At 71.4% G+C, this 22,133-nt stretch carries 28 protein-coding genes; 16 read left to right on the top strand and 12 right to left on the bottom strand.

The window, feature by feature from the left end:
- The first annotated feature begins 7 nt into the window (after positions 1–7).
- Entirely contained in the window at positions 8–178 is a 171-nt protein-coding gene (locus CBM981_RS15555; RefSeq protein ID WP_172820781.1) for a hypothetical protein, read from the top strand.
- 9 nt (positions 179–187) lie between these two features.
- Here the strand turns inward: CBM981_RS15555 and CBM981_RS00950 are convergent, their stop codons facing one another.
- From CBM981_RS00950 to CBM981_RS00935, 4 genes are all read right to left on the bottom strand, one after another.
- On the bottom strand, positions 188–430 hold the full coding sequence (locus tag CBM981_RS00950; protein WP_087069088.1) for a DUF6737 family protein: 243 nt from the start codon (positions 428–430) through the stop codon (positions 188–190).
- A gap of 23 nt (positions 431–453) precedes the next feature.
- Positions 454–1,800: a S41 family peptidase gene (locus tag CBM981_RS00945; protein ID WP_087066873.1), complete on the bottom strand. Its 1,347-nt coding sequence runs from the start codon at positions 1,798–1,800 to the stop codon at positions 454–456.
- Between the two features lie 129 nt (positions 1,801–1,929).
- Complete coding sequence (ispG, locus tag CBM981_RS00940) at positions 1,930–3,183, bottom strand: (E)-4-hydroxy-3-methylbut-2-enyl-diphosphate synthase (RefSeq protein WP_087066872.1); 1,254 nt, start codon at positions 3,181–3,183, stop codon at positions 1,930–1,932.
- 30 nt (positions 3,184–3,213) lie between these two features.
- Positions 3,214–3,933, bottom strand: coding sequence for a uracil-DNA glycosylase family protein (locus CBM981_RS00935; protein ID WP_087069087.1), 720 nt, complete (start codon positions 3,931–3,933; stop codon positions 3,214–3,216).
- A 154-nt stretch (positions 3,934–4,087) separates the two neighbouring features.
- Between CBM981_RS00935 and CBM981_RS00930 the strand changes: the two genes are divergently transcribed.
- The 4 genes from CBM981_RS00930 to CBM981_RS00915 all read left to right on the top strand — a co-directional run bounded on the left by CBM981_RS00930 (position 4,088) and on the right by CBM981_RS00915 (position 8,826).
- Positions 4,088–5,404 (top strand): pyridoxal phosphate-dependent aminotransferase, encoded by a 1,317-nt coding sequence (locus tag CBM981_RS00930; protein ID WP_225867457.1) that lies wholly within the window; start codon positions 4,088–4,090, stop codon positions 5,402–5,404.
- A 75-nt stretch (positions 5,405–5,479) separates the two neighbouring features.
- The gene (locus CBM981_RS00925) at positions 5,480–6,436 is read left to right on the top strand and encodes a putative selenate ABC transporter substrate-binding protein (RefSeq protein WP_087066870.1); all 957 of its coding nucleotides are present in this window, start codon (positions 5,480–5,482) and stop codon (positions 6,434–6,436) included.
- A complete protein-coding gene (locus tag CBM981_RS00920) occupies positions 6,436–7,200 on the top strand; it encodes an ATP-binding cassette domain-containing protein (protein WP_087066869.1) in 765 nt (254 codons plus the stop codon). Before CBM981_RS00925 ends, CBM981_RS00920 begins: the two co-directional genes overlap by 1 nt.
- 21 nt (positions 7,201–7,221) lie before the next feature.
- Positions 7,222–8,826: a phosphonate ABC transporter gene (locus CBM981_RS00915; protein WP_087066868.1), complete on the top strand. Its 1,605-nt coding sequence runs from the start codon at positions 7,222–7,224 to the stop codon at positions 8,824–8,826.
- On the opposite strand, the gene mnmH is transcribed toward CBM981_RS00915, so the two are convergent.
- Entirely contained in the window at positions 8,789–9,871 is a 1,083-nt protein-coding gene (gene mnmH / locus CBM981_RS00910) for a tRNA 2-selenouridine(34) synthase MnmH (RefSeq protein ID WP_087066867.1), read from the bottom strand. The two genes, CBM981_RS00915 and mnmH, sit on opposite strands and share 38 nt — an antisense overlap.
- A gap of 94 nt (positions 9,872–9,965) precedes the next feature.
- Here mnmH and CBM981_RS00905 point away from each other — a divergent pair, with 94 nt between their 5' ends.
- Together CBM981_RS00905 and CBM981_RS00900 are read left to right on the top strand one after the other, a co-directional pair.
- Positions 9,966–10,661 (top strand): GDSL-type esterase/lipase family protein, encoded by a 696-nt coding sequence (locus tag CBM981_RS00905; RefSeq protein ID WP_087066866.1) that lies wholly within the window; start codon positions 9,966–9,968, stop codon positions 10,659–10,661.
- Between the two features lie 53 nt (positions 10,662–10,714).
- Positions 10,715–11,590 carry a sigma-70 family RNA polymerase sigma factor gene (locus CBM981_RS00900; RefSeq protein ID WP_087066865.1) on the top strand — a complete coding sequence of 292 codons (876 nt, stop codon included), beginning with the start codon at positions 10,715–10,717 and terminating at the stop codon, positions 11,588–11,590.
- Here CBM981_RS00900 and CBM981_RS00895 read toward each other — a convergent pair.
- A complete protein-coding gene (locus CBM981_RS00895; protein ID WP_087066864.1) occupies positions 11,530–12,285 on the bottom strand; it encodes a DUF92 domain-containing protein in 756 nt (251 codons plus the stop codon). The two genes, CBM981_RS00900 and CBM981_RS00895, sit on opposite strands and share 61 nt — an antisense overlap.
- 113 nt (positions 12,286–12,398) lie before the next feature.
- Here CBM981_RS00895 and CBM981_RS00890 point away from each other — a divergent pair, with 113 nt between their 5' ends.
- A complete protein-coding gene (locus CBM981_RS00890) occupies positions 12,399–12,824 on the top strand; it encodes a hypothetical protein (protein ID WP_087066863.1) in 426 nt (141 codons plus the stop codon).
- Here the strand turns inward: CBM981_RS00890 and CBM981_RS00885 are convergent.
- Positions 12,790–13,593 carry a 16S rRNA (uracil(1498)-N(3))-methyltransferase gene (locus tag CBM981_RS00885; protein WP_157665284.1) on the bottom strand — a complete coding sequence of 268 codons (804 nt, stop codon included), beginning with the start codon at positions 13,591–13,593 and terminating at the stop codon, positions 12,790–12,792. The two genes, CBM981_RS00890 and CBM981_RS00885, sit on opposite strands and share 35 nt — an antisense overlap.
- Positions 13,594–13,601: 8 nt before the next feature.
- Positions 13,602–14,066: a DUF3531 family protein gene (locus CBM981_RS00880; RefSeq protein ID WP_087066861.1), complete on the bottom strand. Its 465-nt coding sequence runs from the start codon at positions 14,064–14,066 to the stop codon at positions 13,602–13,604.
- A 78-nt stretch (positions 14,067–14,144) separates the two neighbouring features.
- On the opposite strand from CBM981_RS00880, the gene CBM981_RS00875 reads away from it, so the two are divergent.
- Positions 14,145–14,813 (top strand): ABC transporter ATP-binding protein, encoded by a 669-nt coding sequence (locus CBM981_RS00875; RefSeq protein WP_087066860.1) that lies wholly within the window; start codon positions 14,145–14,147, stop codon positions 14,811–14,813.
- A 17-nt stretch (positions 14,814–14,830) separates the two neighbouring features.
- Positions 14,831–15,769, top strand: a complete 939-nt coding sequence (gene hslO, locus CBM981_RS00870) for an Hsp33 family molecular chaperone HslO (protein WP_087066859.1) — start codon at positions 14,831–14,833, stop codon at positions 15,767–15,769.
- 8 nt (positions 15,770–15,777) lie between these two features.
- Here the strand turns inward: hslO and CBM981_RS00865 are convergent, their stop codons facing one another.
- Entirely contained in the window at positions 15,778–16,458 is a 681-nt protein-coding gene (locus CBM981_RS00865) for a CPP1-like family protein (protein ID WP_225867456.1), read from the bottom strand.
- 71 nt (positions 16,459–16,529) lie between these two features.
- Entirely contained in the window at positions 16,530–16,775 is a 246-nt protein-coding gene (locus tag CBM981_RS00860) for a hypothetical protein (RefSeq protein ID WP_087066857.1), read from the bottom strand.
- A gap of 68 nt (positions 16,776–16,843) precedes the next feature.
- Here CBM981_RS00860 and CBM981_RS00855 point away from each other — a divergent pair, with 68 nt between their 5' ends.
- The gene (locus CBM981_RS00855) at positions 16,844–17,167 is read left to right on the top strand and encodes a hypothetical protein (protein ID WP_087066856.1); all 324 of its coding nucleotides are present in this window, start codon (positions 16,844–16,846) and stop codon (positions 17,165–17,167) included.
- Positions 17,168–17,197: 30 nt separating this feature from the next.
- Here the strand turns inward: CBM981_RS00855 and CBM981_RS00850 are convergent, their stop codons facing one another.
- The gene (locus tag CBM981_RS00850; RefSeq protein ID WP_087066855.1) at positions 17,198–17,518 is read right to left on the bottom strand and encodes a hypothetical protein; all 321 of its coding nucleotides are present in this window, start codon (positions 17,516–17,518) and stop codon (positions 17,198–17,200) included.
- The gene (locus CBM981_RS15100; protein WP_157665283.1) at positions 17,503–17,655 is read right to left on the bottom strand and encodes a hypothetical protein; all 153 of its coding nucleotides are present in this window, start codon (positions 17,653–17,655) and stop codon (positions 17,503–17,505) included. Before CBM981_RS15100 ends, CBM981_RS00850 begins: the two co-directional genes overlap by 16 nt.
- Before the next feature lie 63 nt (positions 17,656–17,718).
- Here CBM981_RS15100 and CBM981_RS00845 point away from each other — a divergent pair, with 63 nt between their 5' ends.
- The 5 genes from CBM981_RS00845 to CBM981_RS00825 all read left to right on the top strand — a co-directional run bounded on the left by CBM981_RS00845 (position 17,719) and on the right by CBM981_RS00825 (position 22,090).
- Entirely contained in the window at positions 17,719–18,399 is a 681-nt protein-coding gene (locus CBM981_RS00845; RefSeq protein WP_087066854.1) for a Coq4 family protein, read from the top strand.
- 99 nt (positions 18,400–18,498) lie between these two features.
- A complete protein-coding gene (gene cysK / locus CBM981_RS00840; protein ID WP_087066853.1) occupies positions 18,499–19,476 on the top strand; it encodes a cysteine synthase A in 978 nt (325 codons plus the stop codon).
- Positions 19,477–19,592: 116 nt separating this feature from the next.
- On the top strand, positions 19,593–20,315 hold the full coding sequence (locus tag CBM981_RS00835; protein ID WP_087066852.1) for a response regulator: 723 nt from the start codon (positions 19,593–19,595) through the stop codon (positions 20,313–20,315).
- Complete coding sequence (locus tag CBM981_RS00830) at positions 20,296–21,654, top strand: ATP-binding protein (RefSeq protein WP_157665282.1); 1,359 nt, start codon at positions 20,296–20,298, stop codon at positions 21,652–21,654. The genes CBM981_RS00835 and CBM981_RS00830 overlap by 20 nt, the downstream gene beginning before the upstream one ends.
- A gap of 4 nt (positions 21,655–21,658) precedes the next feature.
- Complete coding sequence (locus tag CBM981_RS00825) at positions 21,659–22,090, top strand: hypothetical protein (protein WP_087066850.1); 432 nt, start codon at positions 21,659–21,661, stop codon at positions 22,088–22,090.
- Positions 22,091–22,133 lie beyond the last annotated feature (43 nt).

Below are 22,133 nucleotides of genomic sequence, written 5' to 3'. Positions count from 1 at the left end.
GAGCTGCATGGGTGAGGTGATGGGGGCCGGAGGCGGCGTTGGCGCAGACCTGAGCCTGATTTCCGCCGTCTTCAGCGCCGTGGCCCTCGGCCTCTTCGCCCTGCTGCAGGGTCCCAACGAGAACAATGACGATGACGACTCGGGCCCAGGTGGTGGGTTGATGCAGCCTGTCGCCTGACCCTCAGGCTTAGCCCTCAGCCCCGCCTTCGCCGGGAGTTCCGGCTGACTGCTGCGAATGGCGGTAGGCGTTCGGCACCATCACAAGAAACAGCCACCACCACAGGAGAACCGCCACCACGGCCGGTGCGGTCACCCACCAGCGCTGCAGCAGCAGCCAGGAGACAACCGGAGCAGAGGCGCCGGTGAGCAGGATGCTCCAGGGCTGACACCACCAGGGCTTGAGCGCCCAGATCGACGGGAGGTCAGCCATGGACTCCACTGCGGACTGCCCTTTCAGGGGCGTGAGCCGGCGGATGCGCCCAGGGCCGCCGGCACGTTGGCACTGCCGGGATTGAAGCTGCCCCCCACGGCGTTTGCAGCCTGCAGCCGCTTGCGCAGGGTGGATTCGGCCACCCGGTACTGGCTGTCCCTGGCCGTGCCGAGGTCCTTGAGCTGAAGGCGCTGGGCCTCCTGCTCGGTCATCTTGGCCGGCACATCCGGGTCAATGCCGTGCTTGTGGATGTCACGACCCTTGGGGGTCATGTACTTGGCGATGGTCACCGTCATGCCGGATCCATCGGAAAGCCCCCGCACGGATTGCACCAGTCCCTTGCCGAAGGTCTTCTGACCCACGAGCACGGCCCGGTTGTTGTCCTGCAGGGCGCCGGAAAGAATCTCGCTGGCACTGGCGGAGCCCTCGTTCACCAGCACCACCAGGGGTTTGTCGGTGAGGGCACGGCCGGTGGCCCGCTTCACATCGGTGATGCCGTTGCGGGTCTTGGTGGACACGATGGTGCCCTCGTTGAGCCACTGGCGGGCGATCTCCACACTCGCCCCCAGCAGACCACCGGGGTTGCTGCGCAGATCGAGCACGTAGCCCTGCACCCCCTGGGCTTCCAGCTCACGCACCGCCACGCGCATGTCCTTGGTGGCGTTGGCGTTGAACTGCTTCAGCCGGATGTAGCCCACCTTCACGCCATCAGGGGTGACGTTGATCTGGTGATCCACCGCATGCAGCTCGATGCGATCCCTCACCAGGGGAACCTCGAGGCTCTGGCCCTTGCGGCGCAGGGTGAGGGTCACGGTGGTGCCTGCCTGGCCCCGGATGAGCTTCACCGCATCCTCGGTGCTCATCCCCTTGGTGCTCTTGCCGTCGATGGCGGTGATCACATCCTTGGGCATCACACCGGCCCGGGAGGCCGGAGAACCCTCGATCGGCGCCACCACCACCAGATCCTTGGTCTCCTTCTCCAGACTCAGCTGGATGCCCACCCCGGAAAGCTCTCCGGAGGTGTCGATCTGCATCTCCTTGAACTCCCGGGGGTCCAGGAAACGGGTGTAGGGATCGTCCAGGGTGGCCAGCATGCCCCGGATGGCTTCGTAGGCATCCTTGGGGGTGCCGTAGGTCTTGGCCAGCACATCGCGGCGGAGCTGTCTCCACTGCTCAGGCGTGTACTTGCCGTTGATGTCGAGATAGTCGCGGAAGACGATCTGCCAGGTCTGGTCGATCACCTCCTTGGGGCTGTCGGTGATGGTTCCGGCGCCGCCCGGGGAGATGACCGCCTCGCGCGCCATCACCGCCGTGGCGGCACAGGCACCCACGCTGACCAGCACGATCAGACTGGTGCGCGCGCTGCCCATGGACGAAACCCTGTCAGGGGACGGGATACTTGAAAACAACCTAGCGCCGATCGACGGTGGCCCCGGCGGCGGATGACCGGTCCGGGAAGGGGCAACCTCCGATCAACCTGCGATGCGGCGCTGGCCCGTTCAGGGATCCACCCAGCGGCCGTCCTCCCGGATCAGGGCGATGAGGGCCTCCACCCCCTCGGCCTCCGGAACACGGCGGATCTCCTCGCGGCCGCGGTAGAGGGAGATGGTGCCGGGGGTCTTGCCCACGTAGCCGTAGTCGGCGTCGGCCATCTCGCCGGGGCCGTTCACGATGCAGCCCATCACGGCGATGTCCAGACCCGTGAGGTGGGCGGTGGCGGTCCGCACCTTCTGCAGCACCTCCTCCAGGTTGAACAGGGTGCGGCCGCAGCTGGGGCAGGCCACATACTCCACCATCGTCTTGCGCAGCCCCAGGGCCTGCAGGATCGAGTAGCAGACAGGGATCTCCTTCTCCGGTGCCTCGGTGAGCGACACCCGGATCGTGTCGCCGAGGCCCTCGGCCAGCAGGGTGGCGATACCGGCCGTGCTCTTGATGCGGCCGTAGTCGCCATCGCCCGCCTCGGTCACCCCCAGATGCAGGGGGTAATGGAAGCCTTCGGCATCCATGCGGTCGGCCATCATCCGATAGGCGGCCAGCATCACCGGAGCTCTGGAGGCCTTCATCGACACCACGATGTTGTGGAAATCGAGGCGGTCGCAGATGTGGATGAACTCCATGGCGCTCTCCACCATCCCCAGGGGGGTGTCGCCATAGGTGAACAGCATCCGCTCCGCCAGAGAGCCGTGGTTGACGCCGATGCGCAGGCCCTTGTCCTGCTCCTTCAGCAGGCTCACCAGGGGCTCGAGGGTGGTCTGGATGCGCTCGCCGATCGCCGCCACCTCCTCGGGGGTGAATTCGGTGCGGTTCGGATCGGGCTTGTCGAACACATAGAGGCCCGGGTTGATGCGCACCTTGTCGACGTGCTGTGCCACCTCGAGGGCGATCTTCATGCCGTTGTGGTGCACGTCAGCCACCAAGGGCACCGGCCGGTAGCTGTCCTCCAGGCGCCTGCGGATCTCCCCCACCGCCTTGGCATGGGCGAGGCTGGGCACCGTGAGACGCACGATCTCGCAGCCGGCCTCGTGCAGGCGGCGGATGCCGGCCGTGGCCCCCTCCACGTCGAGGGTGTCCTCGTTGATCATCGACTGCACCACCACCGGGTGGTCGCTGCCCACCCACACGTCCCCTACCCGCACGCTGCGGGTCTTGCGACGGCGGATCACCGTGTCGTAGCGGGGGTTGCTGGCCCAGTCGGCGGGCAGCCCCGCTGGAGAGCTGGCGGCGGAGTCGGGGCGGGCCAGAGTACCGGTCATGGCAGGGGGCCGGAGGTTGGCCAAAGCCTGTCACAAACCGCCGCCGGATCGGCGGGCCCCGTCCTGATCCAGCCGGCGCCGCACGTCCTGGAGGTCCTGCCAGGTGAGCCACTTGGGGCTGCCGGACTGGCGCGAGGGATTGCGCAGCAGATAGGAGGGATGAAAGATCGGCATCAGCCAGCGCCCGTCCAGCACCGGCCCGCTGCCCTGGCGCCACTGGCCGCGCAGGCGGGTGATGCCGCCCTTCACGCCCAGCACCCCCTCCATCGCCGTGGCGCCCGCCAGCAGGATCACGGCGGGATCATTCAGCTGGATCTGGCGGTCGAGCCAGGGGCGGCAGGCCGCCATCTCCGCCGGGGTGGGCTTGCGGTTCTCCGGCGGACGGCACTTCACCACGTTGCAGATGTAGGCATCGCGGTTGGAGTCGATCCCCACGCTGGCCAGCATCTGATCCAGCAGCTGGCCGGCCCGCCCCACGAAGGGCTGGCCACTGGCATCCTCCTGGGCCCCCGGCCCCTCGCCGATCACCATCAGGCGGGCGTCGGGGTTGCCGCGGCTCACCACCACCTGCTGCCGGGTCGCCGCCAGGCCGCAGCGCCGGCAGAGGGCACAGGCCGCCGCGACCCCCTCCAGGTCCAGATCCGGGTCGGGCGCAGGCGCTGCCCATCCCGAAGCAGGGCCCGGGGTGGGCGCCAGAGTGCCGAACAGATCGGGCTGGCCGGACTCGCCGGTGGTGAACGGCTGCGGCATCGGGGCGGAGCGGGCAGCGACGGTGTGCGCCATCCTGTGACAGAGCTGGGCGGAACGGCGGCTTTCGTGCCAGTTCGAACCCTGCAGGGGGCAGGCGTGGTGCAGGATGGCGAAGACGCCTGAGCCGCGCTGTCTCCACGCCGGCCCCCCGCCCATGCCGGACCAAGGGATGCTGGCCACTGCCGCAACCAGCAGCGCCAGCCACGACACCAGCGCCATGGCCACCGGGACGAGCCTCCCGATCGCGGGCGCGGGCCTGGTGGGTCCAGGCATCACCAGCCCGCCCCAGCCCCGCCTCGGCGCCGACCTCCTCTCCCCGCGCGCCAGGGCCCTGCACCCCTCCCTGACCCTGGGCATCGCCGCCCGGGCCAAGCAGCTGAAGGGGGAGGGCCGCGACATCTGCAGCCTCAGCGCCGGCGAACCGGATTTCGACACCCCCGCCTTCATCCGCCAGGCCGCCGCGGCGGCCCTGGAGGCGGGGCACACCCGCTACGGACCGGCGGCGGGCGAACCGGCCCTGCGCGAGGCGATCGCCGCCAAGCTGTCGCAGGAGAACGGCATCCCCACCCGCCGTGAGCAGGTGATGGTGACCAACGGGGGCAAGCAGGCCCTCTACAACCTCTTCCAGGTGCTGCTGGGCCCCGGCGACACCGTGCTGCTGCCGGCTCCCTACTGGCTGAGCTACCCCGAGATCGCCCGTCTGGCCGGTGCTTCGGTGACCCTGCTGCCCTGTGAGGCCTCCCGGGGCTTCCGCCTGGATGCCGCCCAGCTGGAGCGGGCGATCACCCCGGCCACCAAGCTGCTGGTGCTGAACAGCCCCGGCAACCCCACCGGCATCGTGCTCGCGCGCCACGAGCTGGAGGCCGTGGCCGCCGTGCTGCGCCGCCATCCCCACGTGGCGGTGGTGTGCGATGAGATCTACGAATTCCTGCTCGCCCCCGGCCACCAGCACCACAGCCTCGCCGCGGTCGCCCCGGACCTGGCTGGCCGGATCTTCACCGTCAACGGCTTCGCCAAGGGCTGGGCGATGACGGGCTGGCGCGTCGGCTGGCTGGCCGGTGCCGAACCGGTGATCGCCGCGGCCGCGGCCCTGCAGAGCCAGTCCACCAGCAACGTCTGCAGCTTTGCCCAGTACGGCGCCCTGGCGGCCCTCGAGGGCTCCCGCGACTGCGTGCGGGCCATGGCCGACGAGTTCAGCCAGCGGCGGGCGCTGCTGAGCCGCGGGCTCCAGGCCATGGCGGGCGTCACCCTGCCGACGCCGGAAGGGGCCTTCTATGCCTTCCCGGACGTGAGCGCCTACGGTCTGGACTCGATGGCCCTGTGCGAGCGGCTGCTCGACGCGGTGGGGCTGGCGGTGGTGCCCGGTGTGGCCTTCGGCGACGACCGCTGCATCCGCCTCTCCTGCGCCGCTGCACCGGCCACGATCGAGGACGGCCTCGAGCGGCTGCAGCGCTTCCTCACCGCGCTCTGATCCCCAGCAGGCTCTCACCCATGGGTGGTCACACGGGCGGGCAGGATCATCCGGTCGTCCCCTGAATCTCGACCCTTGTCCCCACGAGAACCCTGGGCCGTTGCGCTCGCCGGCCTGCTCCTGATCGGCCTGCTGCCAACGGCCTGTTCCCCCCGGCCCGACGGCGCCTCGGCCCCGGATGGCAGCAGCAGCGAGGCCGTCCGACCCAACGAGAAGCGGGTGCTGCGCATCGGCGCCATTCCCGACCAGAACCCCGAGAAGCTCAACCGCCTCTATGGCCTGGTGGCCGAGGAGCTGGGCGAGCAGCTGAAGGTGCCCGTGCGCTTCGTGCCGGTCACCGACTACACCGCCGCCGTGAGCGCCTTCCGCACCGGTGACCTGGATCTGGTGTGGTTCGGCGGCCTCACCGGCGTGCAGGCCTGGCTGCAGAAACCCGGGGCCCGCGCCCTGGCCCAGCGGGACATCGACCGCTCCTTCCACAGCGTGTTCATCGCCAACCCCAACAGCGGCCTCAAGCCCTTCAGCGAGCAGAGCGGCCTGCGGCAGTTGAAGGGCAAGCGCTTCACCTTCGGTTCGGAGAGTTCCACCTCCGGCCGCCTCATGCCCCAGTACTACCTCAACCAGGCCGGCGTGCAGCTGGGTGATTTCGCCGGCGGCAATCCGGGTTTCAGCGGCAGCCACGACGCCCTGATCGCCCTGGTGGAGAGCGGCACCTACGACGCCGGCGTGGTGAACGAACAGGTGTGGCGCAGCCGGATCGAGGAGGGCAAGGTGGACCCCACCAAGGTGGTGGAGCTGTGGCGCACGCCCGGCTACGCCAACTACACCTGGGTGGTGCAGCCCGGCCTCGACAAGGACTACGGCCAGGGCTTCACCCAGCGGCTCGAGCAGGCCTTCACCGGGTTGAAGTCCAGTGATCCGCGCCAGGCCCAGATCCTGGAGCTCTTCGGTGCCGACAGCTTCGTACCCGCCAGCAACAGGCAGTACGACGCGATCGAGGCGGTGGGGCGCCAGGTGGGCAAGATCCGCTGATGGATCCGGCCTGGGTGCTGGAGCTGGAGGAGATCCATGTGCGTGGCCGCGGCCAGCCCCGCCTGGACGGGGTGAGCCTGCGGCTGCGGGCGGGGGAGCGGGTGGCCCTGCTGGGGCCCAGCGGCGCCGGCAAGAGCACCCTGCTGGCGGTGGCCAACGGCGTGCTCACACCGGAGCGGGGTCGGCTGCGCTGGCAGGGCCGGGAGCGGGCCCGGTCGGCGCGCGCCCGGCGCCGTCAGCAGGCGCGCATCGGCACCCTCTGGCAGGACCTGCGCCTGATCGAGGAGCTGAGCGTGCAGCAGAACCTCAACGCCGGCCGCCTGGGCCAGTGGGGCTGGCCGCGGGCCCTGCTCAACCTGCTGCTGCCGCTCGAAAGCGACGCCTGCGCCGCCCTCCTGCGGCGGCTGGATCTGGATCCGGCCTGGCTCGACCGACCAGTAGCCGCGCTCTCCGGGGGCCAGCGCCAGCGGGTGGCCCTCGGCCGGCTGCTGCGCCAGGAGCCCATGCTGCTGCTGGCCGATGAACCGCTGGCCAGCCTGGATCCCCGCCTGGCCGGCGAGCTGCTGCAGCTGCTGCTGGAGGAGGGCCGGGCGCCCCGGGCCCTGCTGCTGAGCCTGCACCGCCCGGACCTGCTCCACGGCTTCGACCGGGTGGTGGGACTGCGGGGCGGGCGGCTGCAGTTCGACCGGCCCCTTCAGGAGGTGGACAGCGGCCTGCTGGCGGCGCTCTACGCCGGCTCGGAGCCCATGGAGTGCCGGGCGTGAGGACACCGTGAGAGCCCAGCGATGACCGGCACGGCGGCCCACGGAGGCCGGTGGTGGCGCCGCCGGCCGGCGGCTCCCCTGTGGGTGCTGGCGCCGGCGCTGGTGCTGCTGCCCCTGGCGGTGCTGTTGCCCGCCCTCAGCCACGGCGGCGGCTGGAGCCTGGTGGGGCGGTTCGCCCTGGCGGCGCTGCGCCCATCGCTGGATCCGCTGGTGCTCGGCTCCGCTCTCGCCGGCCTGGGCGTGACCGTGGGCATGGCCCTGCTCGGATGGGCCCTGAGCCTGGCGCTGGGGCTGGTGCTCGGGGTCCTGAGCGCGCGGCTGGTGTGGCAGCGCTGCAGCGGCCTGGTATGGCCGGCGGAGCTGATCCGGCGCCTGCTGGCCCTGCCCCGCTCCATCCACGAGCTGCTCTGGGGCCTGCTGTTGCTGCAGCTGGTGGGCCTGCAGCCGGCGGTGGCCGTGCTGGCGATCGCCATCCCCTTCGGGGCCCTGGTGGCACGGGTGGTAGGCGACCAGCTCGATGCGCTGCCCACCGGGAGCCTTGAGGCCCTCACGGCCTCCGGCGTGGGCGCCCCCGCGGCCCTGCTCACCGCCCTGGGCCCGCCGCTGCTGCCCCAGCTGCTGAGCTACGGCGGCTACCGGCTCGAATGCGCCCTGCGCAGCGCCACCCTGCTGGGAGTGTTCGGCCTCGGCGGCCTGGGCACCGAACTGCGGCTGACGCTGCAGTCCCTGGCCTTCCGGGAACTGTGGACCGGCCTGTGGCTGCTGCTGGCGGCCATGCTGCTGCTGGAGGGGCTGGTGGGCCTGCTGCGGCGCCGCTGGACGATGCCGTCGCGGCTCAGCCTCACCGCCCGGGGCGCCCAGGCCCAGGCGGGCCGCCGGGTGGGCCGCAGCGGGCGGGAACTGGTGCTGGCCGGCACCGTGCTGCTGCCGGTGCTCGCGGTGGTGGGCTGGGCCCTGCAGGTGGATCCCCGCGGCCTGCTGCGCTGGCAGCCGCTGCCGCCCCTGCCCCCCGCCGACTGGGCCGCCGTGGCGGCACTGCCCTGGCCCAGCCTGATCGGCCACACACTCGGGCTCACCCTGCTGGCCGCGGCCCTGGCGGTCGGGCTGGCGCCCCTGCTGCTGCTGCTGGTGCGCCCCTGGCCCCTGGGGCGGGCCGTCCTGCGGGGTCTGTGGGCCCTGGCACGCCTGTGGCCACCGCCGCTGATCGCGCTGCTGCTGCTCTTCGTGCTGCAGCCCGGGGTGGTCACCGGGGCCCTGGCCCTGGGGCTCCACAACCTGGGGGTGCTGGGCCGGTTGCTGCTGGAGAGTGCCGAGCACCGCGGCGAGACGGTGGAGCAGGCCCTGGAGGGCGCCGGGGCCGGGCCGCGGCTGGCCCTGCTCTACGGGCGGTTCAGCGCCCTGGCACGGCCCTACCTGGCCTACGGCGCCTACCGGGCCGATGTGATCCTGCGCGAATCCGTGGTGGTGGGCCTGGTGGGGGCCACGGGCCTGGGGAGCCAGTTGCTGGAAGCCCTCAGCAGCTTCGCCTACGACGAGCTGGCGGCGCTGATGCTGGCCTACGCCGCGCTCACCCTGCTGGGGGAAGACCTCAGCGATCGCCTGCGCCGGCGCCTGCTGGCGGGCTGAGGGCAGCGGCATCGCCGAAGGCCGCCCGATCCACCAGCCCCCGCTCCAGCAGCAGCGCCGCCGCCGCTTCGGCGCAGAGGCCGCCCAGCTCCACCGGCTGGCTGGGGTGGGCGCTGAGCTCGTGGTCGTAGCAGCGGTCGTAGTAGTCGAGCATCTGGCGGCAGGCGGCGGGCCAGTCGGCCGCAGCGATGGCCTCCAGGGCCACGGCGGTGCGCTGGGGACCGAGCCGGCGGGCGATGCGGCGGGTGGCCTCCGCCAGGGCGTCAGGGTCCTGCACCCCGTAGATGCGCACCAGCTGGTTCACCCGTTCTTCCAGGGGACGGCGCACCTCCAGCACGGGGGCCTGCTGCATCTGACGCCAGAGGGCCGTGGGAATGCGGCAACGCCCCACCTGGGCACTCTCGGCCTCCAGCCAGATCTCTGCGGCTCCCTCCAGGGCCGTGAGGGCGGTGGCCAGGCGGTTCTCGAAGTGCTCGCTGCTGGGCTGGGGCGGCAGACCCAGACCGCCGAAGCTGCTGCCGCGGTGGTGGGCCAGCCCCTCCAGATCCACCACGGCCGCGCCCCGGGCCGCCAGCGCCAGCAGCAGGTCGGTCTTGCCGGTGCCGGTGCGCCCCCCGAGCAGACGCAGGGGCCAGGGTTGGTCGAAGCGGCAGAGCACCCAGCGGCGGAAGGCCTTGTAGCCCCCCTCCAGGAGCAGGGTGGGGAGGGGGAGCTGCTCCGCCAGCCAGGCCACGCTGGCGCTGCGCATGCCCCCCCGCCAGCAGGTGAGGCGCAGGGGGAGACCCGATGTCTGCGTGGCGATGCCGGCCAGGTCGCGCGCCATCGCCTCCAGGCGAGGGCCCACCAGGGCCAGGCCCCGCAGCACGGCGGCCTCCCGGCCCGCCTGCTTGTGGAGGGTGCCGATCTCGGCCCGCTCGGCATCACTGAACAGCGGCAGGTTGCGCGCTCCGGGGATGTGTCCCTGCCGGAACTCCGCAGGGCTGCGCACATCGAGGAGAGGCCCCCGCTCAGCCAGGAAGGCTTCAACCGGCTGCCGGAGGGCCATGGGGCACGGGGGTTGCATGCCGCCAATCCTCTCCGGCCGGCCCGGGGAGGGATTGCAGCAGGATCGCACTCGGTTCTGCTCCCCGCTCCCGTCCATGGGTCTCCCGGTTCCGCGCAAGTTGATCGTGATCGGCGACAGCGGGGTGTATGGCTGGGGTGACCCCGAGCACGGCGGCTGGTGCGAGCGCCTGCGCCGTCAGTGGATGGCCCTTCCCGACGGCCCCGTGGTGTACGGCCTCGGCGTGCGGGGGGATGGACTGGCCCGGGTGTCGGCCCGGCTCGAGCGGGAGGTGGGCTGCCGCGGCGAACTGCGGCGCCAGAGGCCCCAGGGCATCCTGCTGGCGGTGGGCGTGAATGACACCGCCCGGGTGGGACGACCGGACGGGCGGCCCCAGCTCGATCCGGATGGGTTCCTGTTCGGCCTGCAGCAGCTGCTGCAGCGGGCCGCTGAGCTGGCTCCCGTGCTGGTGCTGGGGTTGACGCCGGTGCTGGAGGAGCGCATGCCCTTTGCGGAGGTGCTCTGGTACTCCCTCGAGCAGCTTCACCGCTACGAGGCCCTGCTGGAGCAGGCCTGCCTGGAGGCCGATGTGCCCTTCCTTCCCCTGCTGCGGCCGATGCTGGCCGATCCCGGCTGGCGCCGCTGGCTGTGCCCCGATGGCCTTCACCTCAACAGCAGCGGCCATGGGGAGGTGCACGGCAGGGTCGCGGCCTGGCCAGCCCTGGCCAGCTGGGCGGCCCTGGCCCCACCGGGCTCACCCGATCGGGTGAGGGGGACTCACCATCCCGGGTGAGGGGGGCCGGCACCGGAGCTGCGGAGCCTGGAAGAGGATTCCCACCCGCCTCCATGCACGCCCGTTCCGCTGCACCATCCCCCGGCCGGCCCTGGGAGCGGACCCCGGATCCCCGGCGGCTCCGCACCCACAACCGGGCCCTGCTCAGCCGGCTGAGCCAGTCCCGGCAGAAGCAGGCGCGGCTGCGCTGGCGCAATGCCCTGGTGGAGAACAACCTGGCTCTGGTGCGCATGGTGGCCCAGCGGGAGAGCCGCCGCACCGGGCTGCCCTTCGATGAGCTCTGCTCCGTGGGTTTCGAGGCTCTCGTGCATGCCGTGGAGGGCTTTGACACCAGCCGCGAGGTGAGCCTGAGCAGCTACGTGGTGCCCTGCCTGCGGGGGGCGATGCTGCAGGACCGCCGGGATCGGCAGCAGCCGCTCCAGACGCCGAGGCGCCTGCGGGAACTGCACCAGAAGGCCGAGCGCTGGCTGGAGCAGCGGCGGGCGGCAGGGCTGGCGGCCCCGGATGGCCCGGGGCTGGCCATGGCGCTGGGCTGCACCGTCCTCCAGCTGGAGGAGGCGGGGCGGGTGCACCGCGCCCTCCAGCTCTGCAGCCTCGACGCGCCGGTGGCCGGCGGCGACAGCGAGGGCGGCTGCAGCCGCCTGGAGCAACTGGCCGATCCCGCCACGGCGCTGCCACCCTGTGCCGAGGCCGGCCAGGATCCCCAGCTGCGCTGGCTGAGGGAACAACTGGCTCGGCTCACACCGGAAGACCAGCGCCTGGTGGAGGGCCACTGGCTGGACGGGCTCAGCTGGAGCGACCTGGCCCTGGAGCTGGCCAGGCCGGCCCGCGCCTGCCGGCTGCGGGGGGCTGCCCTGCTGGCGGAGCTTCAGGCGGCGGCGATGGCCAGCCAGACCCCCATGGCCAGCACGGCGGCGAGGGTGGTCTGAACGGCGTTCACCGCCTCGTTGGTCAACCAGCCGAAACGGGACTGCACCGTGGCGCCGATCACGCTCTCCAGGAGGGTGGCCAGCAGGCCGACAGCGGTCACCAGCAGCCCCTGCCCCCAGCCCTGGAGCAGGCCCAGGCCGGCCATCCAGGCGGCCATCAAGGCGCTGCCGGCGAGGCTGGCGAGGGTGCCTTCCACACTGACGGCACCCTCGGTGCCGGCAGGCACCACCTGCAGGCTGGTGATCAGCAGCGGGTGGCGGCCCCAGCGCTTGCCGATCTCGCTACCGAAGGTGTCGGCCAGCTTGGCGGCGAAACTGGCCGCGAAGCCCACCAGCAGCAGCGGCCGCCAGCCCGGATCCACCAGCACGCTGAGCAGGGCCAGGGCCGCGCCGGTGGCGGCGGAGCCCCACACGTTCTCCGGACCGCGCCTTCCGCCCCGCCCCTCGGCCAGGCCGGCCTCCTGCTTGCGCCGGAACCCCAGGCGCGTGACCAGGGACCCCAGGGCCAGGTAGCCCACCACCGCCAGCCAGCCCCGGGGGCCCAAAGTCCCCCAGAGGATCGTGCCGAGGGCGCCTGCGTGGGCCCACCCCGCCGGAGTGAGCAGGGGAAGCCTCCGGGCCGCGGTGATCAGCACGCCATTCAGGGCCAGGGCGATCAGCCAGGTGGACGGGTCCTGGGGGGGCGGGGCGAACACGGGCGGCTCAGGCCTGACACGGACCCTCCAGTGTGTTGCACTGCCCTAAGGCCAGCTGCTGCGGCGCAGGTGCCGGCGGATAATCACCCCACGACGTTGCCGCCAGAGCCGCGATGGTGTTCAAGCGCAAGGGCTTCTTTCTCGATCTCACTGGGGGTGAAGGCAGTGGCAGTGAAGGCAGCAAGGAAACCAAGCCCGTGCAGGTGGCTGTCGCCGCCCCGAAGGCTGCCGAAGCGCCCGCCGGGGCCAAGGGCAAACCCGAGAGCGGCAGCGCGGTGACAGCCCCGGCCCCCGCGCCCGCCGAGGCTGCCGCGCCCGCACCGGCCGCAGGGGCCGGGGCGGTGAGCCCAGCCCTCACCACCGCCGAGGCGATCGCCGCCGAGCTCCGCGCCGCTCAGGAGGCACTGCCCCCCCCTTCGCAGGTGACCTTCGCGCCCGAGTGCCTCAATCCCGCCAATGCCCTGCCCCAGGGGCGGCGCCGTCCGGGGGCCAACCTCGGAACCTTCAAGGCGATGGCGGATCAGATGTTCCGGAGCTGAGCCTCAGCTGCCGGCTCTGCCGCCAGGCGCTGAGCAGGCTGGCGGCGGCCACCACCGCCGTCGAGCTGCGCAGGATGCCGTCCCCGAGGCTCACGGCGCGCCAGCCCGTCTCCAGAGCCAGAGCCTCTTCCTGGGGCGACCAGCCCCCTTCCGGCCCCACGGCCAGGCTCACCGAGGCCAGCCGCTGCGGCGCAGCCGAGAACAGCAGCTCCAGCAGTGGAACCGCTGCAGGGCAGCGGGTGGTGGCCAGCAGCAGCAGCTCCCCCTCCGGCTGGCGGGCGAACCACCCCGAAGCAGGCTCCGGCCCTGAGCATCGGGGCAGCCAGAGCCGCTCGCATTGCTCGATCGCCTCCCGCAGCACCGAACGCTGGCGCCCATCGCGGGGCGGGGCGGCGGCCACGCTGCGCTCGGCCTGCAACCACTGGAACTGGTCGATCCCCAGCTCGCAGGCCATGCGCAGCAGCACCTCGGGATCGCGGCGCGGCGGCGCGATGGCCAGCCGCAGGGCCGGCGTGGGGCGCGAGCTGCGGACCAGAGGCTGGTCGAGGGGCTGCTCCAGCTGCGCCCCCTGGGTCTGCTGCGGCGGATCCTGCGGCATGGTGGCCGACCAGAGACGGCCGCAGCCATCCACCACGGCGAAACGCTCCCCCTGGCGCAGCCGCAGCACCCGCCGCAGGTAGTGCAGTTCCTCGCGCTCCAGCGGCAGGAGTCCGCCGGGGGCCTGCAGCCGGGGCGGATCGACCAGCAACCGGCGCAGTTCCCGGCTCACCGAACCGCTCAGCGCTCCGAGAGGCCGTCGAGCATCGGCAGCATGGTCTCGGGCTGCTCCTCGATCGGCCAGTCCTCGTTCAGCCCGCCCACCAGCAGCTCGGTGATCTCCACCACATCGTTGTCCAGCTGGCGCAGGGTGTTGATCAGCACGTCGAGGCCGAAGGCATCGCTGGTGCCGAGGTCCACCCAGCAGCGGGCCCACTCACCCTGGTACTCCATCGGCCCCATGTTGTGCATCAGGGCCGGCAGGGCGGCAGCGGCGGCGTCGGAGTCGTAGGCCATCCAGCTGAGTTCCGCCCCCTCCTCATGGGCCTGGAGGTTCTCGGCATTGAAGCCGCCGAGCTTGCCCAGAAAGAACCAGCTGTCCAGGGCCGTTTCCACATAACCCCGCTCCCCCTGCCCCGGTGGATGGGAAAAGCGGAGCCAGATCCAGCAATTGAAGGGATCGAACTCGCGGAAGCGCACCTCCATCACACACCGTGCGGCCAGGCCGCAGCCTCGAACATCAGGCCACTATCCGACACGGACCCTGCCAGGCATGCTGGATCCATGCTCGAACTGCGCGGCATCCGCTACCAACCGGCCACGGCGACCAGGCCCGTGCTGAACAGCGTGGATCTGCAGCTGGCTCCGGGTGCCATCGGCCTGGTGGCCGGCCGCAGCGGCGGCGGCAAAACCACCCTGCTGGAACTGATCGGCGGACTGGCGGATCCCGATCGCGGCACGATCCTCTGGAACGGCGACCCCCTCAAGGCCAGGCAGCGCCGCTGGCTGTGCGGACTGGTGTTCCAGTTCCCCGAGCGCCATTTCCTCGGGCTCACCGTGGGCCAGGAGCTGCGGCTGGGCCACCGCCGCCTGGAGCAGGAGAAGGTGGCCGCCGTGCTCGAGCTGGTGGGCCTGGCGGGAGTGGGCCCCCAGCAGCTGCCCGAACAGCTGAGTGGGGGGCAGCAGCGGCGCCTGGCACTGGCGGTGCAACTGCTGCGCAACCCGCGGGTGTTGCTGCTGGATGAACCCACAGCGGGGCTGGACTGGGCAGTGCGTGACGACATCGTGGGCCTGCTCCAGGCCCTCGCCGAGGACCGGGCGGTGCTGGTGGTGACCCATGAACCCGAGCTCTTCCATGGGCAGGCCGCCAGCCGCTGGCGGCTCGAGGACGGCCACCTGGTGGATCTGTCGCCGCAGGCGACGGCACCAACCGGGCTCCTTACGATGCCCTGAGCCGTTCTGATCCCATCTTGAGTGCCCCGCCAGGACGCGACCAGTTGGTGCGGGCCACCGCAGCCGGTGGAGGGATCCGGCTCGTGGCGGTCACCACCAGCGAGGCCAGCCGGGTTGCCGCCAGCCGCCACCAGCTCTCCTTTCTCACCACGGCCCTGCTGGGTCGGGCCATGAGCGCAGGCCTGCTGCTGGCCAGCTCCATGAAGATCGCCCACGGACGGGTGAATCTGCGCATTTCCTCCGACAGCGCCCTGCGGGGGCTGATGGTGGATGCAGGCCGGGACGGCACGGTGCGGGGCTACGTGGGCAACCCAGGCCTGGAGCTCGATCTGGTGGAGGATGGCGATGGCACCAGCCAGTTCGACTTCCGTACGGCCACCGGCACGGGCTACCTGCACGTCGTGCGGGACTGGGGCCGCGGCGAACCGTTCAGTTCCACCGTGGAACTGGTGAGCGGCGGCATCGGTGATGACGTGGCTTCCTACCTGCTCCACTCGGAACAGACGCCTTCAGCGGTGTTCGTCGGCGAGCGGATCGACAGCCGGGGCGTTCGCTGCAGCGGCGGCGTGCTCGTTCAGGTGCTGCCGAAGGCCGCGCGGGAGCCGGCCCTGGTGGCTCTGCTGGAGGCCCGCTGCCGGGAGGTGGAATCGTTCAGCCGGCAGCTTGAGGCCTGCGAGGGGAATCTGATCACCCTGCTCCAGGCCATCTTCCCCGATCTGGACCCCCAGCCCCTCGGCGACGCGGCCGAAAGCCAACCGGTGGAGTTTCGCTGCCGCTGCAGCCGTGAGCGCAGTGTCGCTGCCCTGAAACTGCTCGGCAGAGAGGAACTCAACGCCATCCTGCAGGAAGACGGCAAGGCTGAACTCACCTGCCACTTCTGCAGTGCCGTCTACGAGGTGCCGGGCGAGGAGCTCGGGGAGCTGATCGCTGAGCTGGCCTCCCCCATGCTGCGCTGAGCCTGGACTCAGGCCACGAACAGCGCGGCCAGCAACAGCAGCAGCATGGCGGGGATGCTCTGCAGCTGCAGCGGATTGAGGGGCAGACCGAGGGGGAACCCGGACGCTGTGGCTCCCATCAGCAGGCCTCCGAGCACCAGGCCCAGGGTGAGCAGGCCGAAACCCCAGCCCACCGCGGCCAGGAAGCGGCGGCGGCGGCGCTGCAGACACACCACCGTGAAGCCGGTGGCCAGGGCCAGAAGAAACTCCGGCGCCACCGACGGCGCCACGAGCAGCAGACCCAGCAGCAGGCCGAACCCCCCCAGCGCGAGGCCAAGATCGTTCCCCTGGGCGAGCTCCAGGGCCGGCCAGCCCAGGGAGGGTCGGGCCACCTTGGGCAGGGACAGCTGGGGCAGAGCCGGCATCGCCACACGCGGCGGCGGCGGCGGTGCCAGCTGTTCGCGGGCGGAGGCGGTACGGGCCGCCGTGCTCACCCGGCCCTGCTGGCGCTGCTTGAGCCGCTCCATCAGCAGGGCGTCATAGGCGGCCTCAATCCTGGAGCGGGCCATGGGATCGTCGCCGGCCTCGTCAAGCCGGGACTGCTTGGCGGCCTGCACCTCCTCGAAGCTCGACTCCGGGGTCACCCCCAGCCGCTCGTAGGGTCCCAGGGGCTCGGCCGCCGGAGGTTGGGGATCGGAAGGATCAGGCATCACCATCGCCGGCAAACTCCACGGCTTCAGAGAGCGTATCGAGCCTGGGCCGCTGGAGGGGTTCGCTGACGCTAGAAGAGAGGATCACTGAAGTGGAATCCGCCCTCCTGTTCCAGTCGCACGCGGCAGCGCTCTGCCTCATCGGGATTGAGGCGGTGGCGCCGCTTCAGCAGGGGCATCTGGGGGGGGAGATGGCTGCCCTCGCGCATCTCCACGCAGCCGGTCAGGGGAGAGCCGCTGACGGCACTGAATTGAAAGCTGACGTAGTCGCAGCCCCCGTCTGGGCGGGGACGCACCAGCCAGAGCGGCTTGAGCATCGCCGTGATGGTTCGTTACAGAAAGTCTGGCTCGGCCAGCGCCCGAGTGTGGCTGCGGGCTGGACGGGTTGGTCCTGAAGGGCGCCGGCGGGCTGCCCACCCAGCTTGATCCGGCGGATCCTCCGGTCGAGGGCCGTGACCCCGCTCTGGTCCCAGATGTGGGCCTCGCTCACGAGATGGACGCGATGGTGCTCGCTCACGAGACGGGACTCCACCACAATCCCCTTGGCCCCCTTGCGGCTGAACAGGATGCCGGCGAGGGCCACCCGGCCAGCAGGCCGATCGCCAGGTTGTGGGCGAGCACCGTGATGGTCACCTTGATGACCGCCGTGATGATCGCCATGACCGGCAGCACGGCGGTGTCGCTGCAGGGGATGGGGCGGGCGCTCTGATGGAGCGGCGGTTGGCGGCGTGGATCGCGATCAGGTGATCGCGATCATGGTCATCACCCCCGCCAGGGGGGCCATGGGGATCCGAGTCAGCCAGTGGCGGGCCAGGAGGATCATCGCCAGCAGGCTCACCCCGGAGATCGGGGTGAGGAGGCGGGTGCGACCGCCGTAGCCCCCATGCATCACCGGCTGGCCCACCAGCGCGCAGCCCGGCTGGACGAACACCGGCAGCCCGGCAGGGAGCGTTCCCAGGCAGGCCACGGTGGGCACATCGAGCCGCAGGCCAATGGCCAGCGCGGTGGTGATCCCAATGGCCAGGGCATGGACGAAACCGGCCATCACGGGCTGGGGCACCGGAAGCGCATCTGGTGGGTCAGCCACAGGTCACCCCAGGCGATCTGGAACAGGCCGGTGAAGATGCCCGCCGCCAGGAGGCGCTGCAGGCCCAGCCCCTTCCCCAGGGCCTCGCCCTGGCTGACCAGGCCTGTCATCAGCAGCGCCGTGGACCCCGTAACGCTGACGGGTGATGCTGGAGGCAGTTGACCAGGCCCTGGATGCCACGCTTCTCCGAGCTGCTGCGGGCTGCGAACAACCTCAAGCTGCTGGTGGCGATCGGGCGAAGTGGCGGTGATCTGCGGTCGGTGGCCGACCTGGTCGACAACATGGTGGCCACCCCGCAGATGGATGCCTGCCTCCAGCGCTTCCGCGCCCTGCCCGGTGCGGCCGCGATGCTGGACGAGCGTTACCCACCCCTGCAGCCCGACCTGGCCCGGCTGGCTTGCCTGGCGGAGGGGAGCCTCGGCCGCAGCTACGCCGATCTGATCCAACGGCTCCACTACGACCCGGAGTTCTTCCGCCCCAGACCGATCGACACGGAGGCCCTGTGGCTGACGCAGCGGATTGCCACCACCCACGACATCCACCATGTGGTGTGCGGCTTCGGCACCCACCCCGAGGGTGAGACGGGCGTGCTGGCCGTGACGGCCACCCAGATCGGCTTCCCCGCCTATGTGCTGCTCACCACGGCGGCCCAGCTGTCCACCTTCAGGCTCCAGCCCGAACGCTTCCCGCAGATGAGCGCCGCCGCCGCCCATGGCATCGCCATGGGCCGGCAGGCCGCCTGCCTCGCCGCCGTGCGGTGGGAGGAGGGCTGGGAGCGTCCGGTGAGCGAATGGCGAGAGCAGCTCGGCATCCTGGAGCCGGCCGACGCTGCGGCCTACGGGCTCAAGGTCTGAACCCATTGGCGACAGCGGTGCGGCTGATGCTGTCGGGGAACCCTGGGATCCCGCCGTGACCGGCCGTCCCTAGGGTGAGCGGCAGGAACGGCGCTCATCATGGCGATCTACGCCGACAACAGCCTCAGCATCGGCAAGACCCCGCTGGTGCGCCTCAACCGGGTCACACGGGGCTGCGACGCCACCGTTCTGGCCAAGATCGAAGGCCGCAATCCGGCCTATTCGGTGAAGTGCCGCATCGGCGCGGCCATGATCTGGCAGGCGGAGCAGGACGGCCTGCTGGGGCCGGGCAAGGAGCTGATCGAGCCCACCAGCGGCAACACTGGCATCGCCCTGGCCTTCGTGGCGGCGTCGCGCGGCATACCGCTCACGCTCACCATGCCCGAGACGATGAGCCTGGAGCGGCGCAAGCTGCTCACGGCCTACGGAGCACGGCTGCTGCTCACCGAAGGACGGCTGGGCATGTCGGGGGCCATCGGCGCCGCCCAGGAGCTGGCGGCGACGGAACCGGACCGCTACGTGCTGCTGCAGCAGTTCGCCAACCCCGCCAACCCGCGCATCCACCACGACACCACCGGCCCCGAGATCTGGGAGGACGCCGAAGGCCACGTGGACGTGCTCGTGGCCGGCGTCGGCACGGGCGGCACCATCACCGGCGTCAGCCGCTACATCAAGCACACCCTGGGCAAGCCGCTGGAGTCGGTGGCGGTGGAGCCCGTCACCAGCCCGGTGATCTCCCAGGCCAAGGCCGGCGAGGAGCTCAGGCCCGGGCCCCACAAGATCCAGGGCATCGGTGCCGGCTTCGTGCCGGGCAACCTCGACCTCGACCTGGTGGACCGGGTGGAGACCGTGAGCGATGCCGAGGCCGTGGAGATGGCCCGGCGGCTGATGCGGGAGGAGGGCATCCTGGCCGGGATCTCCTGCGGCGCCGCCACCTGCGCCGCCCTGCGGCTGGCCGCCGATCCCGCCTACGCCGGCAGGACCATCGTGGTGGTGCTGCCCGATTCGGGCGAGCGCTACCTGAGCTCGGTGCTGTTCGAAGGCGTCTTCAACGAGCGGGGCCTGGCCCTCGTCTGAGCGGGGCTCTGGCCGGGCTCTGGGCGGGGGATACACCCAGGGACAGTGCGTCGACCGACCTGCCGCGGGGCGGGGGAGGATGAACGGCACCCGTCTGCCGCCGGCCCGCCGGAGCCATGGCCCGACCCCACCGCATCTGGGTCGTCGATGACGATCCCGAACTCCGCCAGATGCTGCAGCGCTATCTCGGCGACCAGGGCTATGAGGTGCGCTGCCTCGCCAACGGCCAGCAGCTGGCCGCCCGGCTCGAGAGCCAGCGGCCCGATCTGGTGGTGCTCGATCTGATGCTCCCCGGCGACGACGGGCTCTGCCTGCTGCGGCGGCTGCGGGATGGGGGCGATGACCTGCCGGTGCTGATGCTCACCGGCAAGGGCGATGCGGTGGACCGCATCATCGGCCTCGAGCAGGGCGCCGACGACTACCTGGCCAAGCCCTTTCTGCCCCGCGAACTCACGGCCCGGATCGAGGCGGTGCTGCGTCGCCGCGGCACAGGCCCGTCCGGGGCGCCCCAGGCGGAGGCCGGCCCGATCCCCTTCGGCGGCTGGGTGCTGCACCCCAGCAGCCGCCAGCTGGAGAGGGAGGGCCAGCCGGTGAGCATCACCAGCGGCGAGTTCAGCCTGCTGCTGGCGTTCGCCCAGCACCCCCACCGGCCCCTCTCGCGGGAACGGCTGATCGAACTCTCCCGGGGTCCCACCAGCGACACCGATGCCCGCAGCATGGATGTGCAGGTGTCACGCCTGCGGCGGCTGGTGGAGGACGATCCCTCCCGCCCCCGCCACATCCAGACCGTCTGGGGCTATGGCTATGTCTTCGTCCCCGATGGCCAGCCCAGGGTCTAGGCGCCACCGCGGCCTGCGGGTGCTGGCCTACGCGGCCTGCGGGCTGCTGCTGTGGCTGCTGTGCCTGGTGACGGTGCAGGCCCTGCTCAGCCGGCGGCTGGCCCGCAGCCAGATGATCCAGCTCAGCTCGGAGGTGGCCTTCAGCCTGCGGCTGGGCGAACTCGCCCTGGAGCAGTACCCGATGGAGGCGGTGGCTGAACTCAGCGGGCTGGAGCTGGCGAAATCACCGCCACCGGCCAGCCCCCGGGGCGTGGCCGAAGCGGAAGCGCTGCATCAGCAGCTCTGCGACCAGCTCGGCTACTGCCGCGAGGTGGTGGCGGCCGGCGGCGGCCTCTGGGTGGAGATGGTGTCCCCGATCGAGCCGATCTGGCTGTCGGTCTCGCTGCCGCGCCTGCGTCGCTGGCCGCCCGATCCCCTGTCTCTGGTGCTGTCGCTGGTGGCCAGCGGCCTGGGGCTCTCCACCCTGGTGCTGAGCCTGGAGGTGCAGAGGCCGCTGCGGCAGCTGGAGCATTCGCTGCAACAGCTCGGCAGCGGCCAGGAGCCGGAGCCGCTGAGCGAGCGGGGCACCCGGGCCGTGCGCCAGATCACCCGGCGGTTCAATGCCCTGCTGCGAAGCCTGGAGGAAGCCAGGCGCGAACGGGCCACCATGCTGGCCGGCATCGGCCATGACCTGAACAGCCCCATCACCCGGCTGCGGCTGCGGCTGCATCTGGCCGAGAACCAGCCGATGACGGCGGCGGACGTGGCCAAGGCCCAGGCCGATCTCGACGCGCTCGAGCGCATCACCCGGCAGTTCATCTCCTTCGCCCGGGGCGATGGCGATGAGGTTCCGGTGCAGCTGGATCTCGATGCCCTGCTGGCGGAGGTGGCTGGCCAGAGCGGCCTGCCCGGGCTGCAGCTGCGGTTGCAGCCCCTGCGCGCCTGGGTGCGCCCCACGGCCCTGAGCCGGGCGGTGGGCAACCTGCTCAGCAATGCCGCCAGCCATGGCCAACCACCGTTCCAGCTGGCTCTGGAGCCCTGGAACGGGGCCGGCTTCTCCATCACCGTGCGCGATGGAGGCAGCGGCATCCCCGACCAGCTCTGGGAGCAGGCCCTGCAGCCGTTCCGGCGACTGGACGAGGCCCGGGGCGGTGACGGCCATTGCGGGCTGGGTCTGGCGATCGCCCAGCGGGCCGCCGCGGCCCACGGGGGCGAACTCTTCCACCGGCATGCTCCGGAGGGGGGCTACACCCTCGGCCTGCGGGGGCATTCCCTGTCAGATCTGGTCACATCTCAGGGCCCCGCGGTCAGACCTGAGGCAGATCGCTCCCCCAGGATCAAGCCTGTTGCTCCCGATTGAAACCATGGCCTCGCCATCCGCCCTGCCCACCACCCTGCCGCGCCTGCTCTTCCGTGGCGGCTGCGCCGCCGCCGCCACCCTGGCCCTGGCCCTGGGCAGCTTCACCCCGGCCATCGGCCAGGACTCGGCCCCCCCCGAGCGGCTCACCCCGGCCCAGAGGGAGAAGATCTTTCCGGAGCGCAAGGCCCTGTTGCTCAAGCAGCAGCAGCAGAGCCTGAAGATTCAGGAGACCTATCTGCGCTGCACCAAGGCGGCCAACAACCAGGACGCCCTGCGCAACTGCAAGAAGGCCGACCGTCAGGCCCAGCAGAAACTGCGTGCCGAAACCCGCGACCAGATGCGCAAGATCTATGAGCGCAACGGCATCCAGGCTCCCGTCGGCGGCCCCGGCAAGGGCCGCAAGGGCACCAAGGGCAAAGGCAGCGCCGGAGCCTGAGGGGCTGGGCCCCGGGGCCTGAGCCTCGGAGCCGTCACAGGCG

This window comes from Cyanobium sp. NIES-981, assembly GCF_900088535.1.
Lineage (GTDB): Bacteria > Cyanobacteriota > Cyanobacteriia > PCC-6307 > Cyanobiaceae > NIES-981.
This window is presented reverse-complemented; position numbering and strand designations above follow the sequence as displayed.

Bases quoted from the DNA above. Each gene is read 5' to 3' on its own strand.
- CBM981_RS00890 (WP_087066863.1), top strand. From the start codon at position 12,399: ATGGTGTTCAAGCGCAAGGGCTTCTTTCTCGATCTCACTGGGGGTGAA.
- CBM981_RS00930 (WP_225867457.1), top strand. From the start codon at position 4,088: ATGCCGGACCAAGGGATGCTGGCCACTGCCGCAACCAGCAGCGCCAGC.
- CBM981_RS15555 (WP_172820781.1), top strand. From the start codon at position 8: ATGGGTGAGGTGATGGGGGCCGGAGGCGGCGTTGGCGCAGACCTGAGC.
- cysK (WP_087066853.1), top strand. From the start codon at position 18,499: ATGGCGATCTACGCCGACAACAGCCTCAGCATCGGCAAGACCCCGCTG.
- CBM981_RS00825 (WP_087066850.1), top strand. From the start codon at position 21,659: ATGGCCTCGCCATCCGCCCTGCCCACCACCCTGCCGCGCCTGCTCTTC.
- CBM981_RS00935 (WP_087069087.1), bottom strand. From the start codon at position 3,933: ATGCCGCAGCCGTTCACCACCGGCGAGTCCGGCCAGCCCGATCTGTTC.
- ispG (WP_087066872.1), bottom strand. From the start codon at position 3,183: ATGACCGGTACTCTGGCCCGCCCCGACTCCGCCGCCAGCTCTCCAGCG.
- CBM981_RS00950 (WP_087069088.1), bottom strand. From the start codon at position 430: ATGGCTGACCTCCCGTCGATCTGGGCGCTCAAGCCCTGGTGGTGTCAG.
- CBM981_RS15100 (WP_157665283.1), bottom strand. From the start codon at position 17,655: ATGACAGGCCTGGTCAGCCAGGGCGAGGCCCTGGGGAAGGGGCTGGGC.
- CBM981_RS00915 (WP_087066868.1), top strand. From the start codon at position 7,222: ATGACCGGCACGGCGGCCCACGGAGGCCGGTGGTGGCGCCGCCGGCCG.
- CBM981_RS00865 (WP_225867456.1), bottom strand. From the start codon at position 16,458: ATGCCTGATCCTTCCGATCCCCAACCTCCGGCGGCCGAGCCCCTGGGA.
- CBM981_RS00945 (WP_087066873.1), bottom strand. From the start codon at position 1,800: ATGGGCAGCGCGCGCACCAGTCTGATCGTGCTGGTCAGCGTGGGTGCC.
- mnmH (WP_087066867.1), bottom strand. From the start codon at position 9,871: ATGGCCCTCCGGCAGCCGGTTGAAGCCTTCCTGGCTGAGCGGGGGCCT.
- CBM981_RS00900 (WP_087066865.1), top strand. From the start codon at position 10,715: ATGCACGCCCGTTCCGCTGCACCATCCCCCGGCCGGCCCTGGGAGCGG.
- CBM981_RS00830 (WP_157665282.1), top strand. From the start codon at position 20,296: ATGGCCAGCCCAGGGTCTAGGCGCCACCGCGGCCTGCGGGTGCTGGCC.
- CBM981_RS00845 (WP_087066854.1), top strand. From the start codon at position 17,719: ATGCCACGCTTCTCCGAGCTGCTGCGGGCTGCGAACAACCTCAAGCTG.
- CBM981_RS00905 (WP_087066866.1), top strand. From the start codon at position 9,966: ATGGGTCTCCCGGTTCCGCGCAAGTTGATCGTGATCGGCGACAGCGGG.
- CBM981_RS00880 (WP_087066861.1), bottom strand. From the start codon at position 14,066: ATGGAGGTGCGCTTCCGCGAGTTCGATCCCTTCAATTGCTGGATCTGG.
- CBM981_RS00860 (WP_087066857.1), bottom strand. From the start codon at position 16,775: ATGCTCAAGCCGCTCTGGCTGGTGCGTCCCCGCCCAGACGGGGGCTGC.
- CBM981_RS00920 (WP_087066869.1), top strand. From the start codon at position 6,436: ATGGATCCGGCCTGGGTGCTGGAGCTGGAGGAGATCCATGTGCGTGGC.
- CBM981_RS00875 (WP_087066860.1), top strand. From the start codon at position 14,145: ATGCTCGAACTGCGCGGCATCCGCTACCAACCGGCCACGGCGACCAGG.
- CBM981_RS00835 (WP_087066852.1), top strand. From the start codon at position 19,593: ATGGCCCGACCCCACCGCATCTGGGTCGTCGATGACGATCCCGAACTC.